Origin of the sequence: Dechloromonas sp. H13 (genome assembly GCF_009469615.1) — a bacterium.
GTDB lineage: Bacteria > Pseudomonadota > Gammaproteobacteria > Burkholderiales > Rhodocyclaceae > Azonexus.
In genome coordinates this window covers 1-1,007 of sequence record NZ_SSXX01000063.1, presented here as the reverse complement: position 1 = coordinate 1,007, position 1,007 = coordinate 1, and the positions used below count along the sequence as shown (strand labels likewise).

Annotated in this window: 1 protein-coding gene; it reads right to left on the bottom strand. The window is 36.5% G+C overall.

The annotated features are described in order from the left end of the window. Positions 1 to 137: 137 nt before the first annotated feature. Positions 138 to 818 (bottom strand): IS6-like element IS1216 family transposase, encoded by a 681-nt coding sequence (locus GH660_RS17820; protein WP_001015311.1) that lies wholly within the window; start codon positions 816 to 818, stop codon positions 138 to 140. Between the last annotated feature and the right edge of the window lie 189 nt (positions 819 to 1,007).

The window sequence follows — 1,007 nt, the reverse complement described above, 5'->3', positions numbered from 1 at the left end:
CATTTCTTCTGATGGTGTTAAACCGCGAAGATCACCGAGGTTTGAGGATGAATGGACCTGCTCGTGGTTTTTGTCGCTTTAAGGGTTCTGTTGCAAAGTTTTAAATAAAGAATAAAATCCCTTACGGTATCTATGATTTAAGCTGGGATTCCCAATAATACCTTGATTTCAGTACAGACCGAAAACCCGAAGAGAGTGCCTTCTTTTCGGGTTTTCTTATATAATCCTCGAATGGCTTCCATGCCTTTAATCGTGGTAGAGGCAGTGCGTAAACTTCGATAGAATTTATTGCGTCTCTTTACTGGACGATGGTCTTGTTCAATCAAATTATTCAGGTATTTAATGGTACGATGTTCTGTCCCTTGATAAAAGCCGTATTCTTTTAGTTTCTTAAAGGCACTTGTAATAGAGGGGGCTTTATCTGTGACTACAACCTTCGGTTCATCAAACTGCTTCACTAACCGCTTAAGAAAAGCATAGGCTGCTTGTGTGTCCCGTTTTTTACGTAACCAAATATCCAAGGTTAAACCATCTGCATCGATGGCTCGATACAAATAATGCCATTTTCCTTTAATTTTGATGTACGTTTCATCCATTTTCCATGAATAAAAGGATTTTTTATTTTTCTTTTTCCAAATTTGATAGAGTAGTTTGCCATATTCTTGCACCCAACGATAAATCGTCGTATGAGAAACGTTAATGCCACGATCATATAAGATTTCTTGAACTTCACGATAGCTAAGGTTATAACGAAGATAGTAGCCCACGGCTACAATAATCACATCCTGCTGAAATTGCTTTCCTTTAAAATGATTCATCGTCATTCCTCCTGCTATCTTTTTCTATTATTCTACCTTATTTGATAGTAGATTTAAAACTTTGCAACAGAACCGGATAAGTTTTGCGTGTCTCGTAGATTGGCGTCTACGGGGCTTTTTTTGTATTCAATTTTAGTTTTGCTTTGAATTAAATCAAATGTACTACACTATTTTTTTTTTGTAAAACCT

Excerpts from the sequence above, each read along its gene's own strand:
- GH660_RS17820 (WP_001015311.1), bottom strand. The coding sequence starts at position 818 with ATGAATCATTTTAAAGGAAAGCAATTTCAGCAGGATGTGATTATTGTA.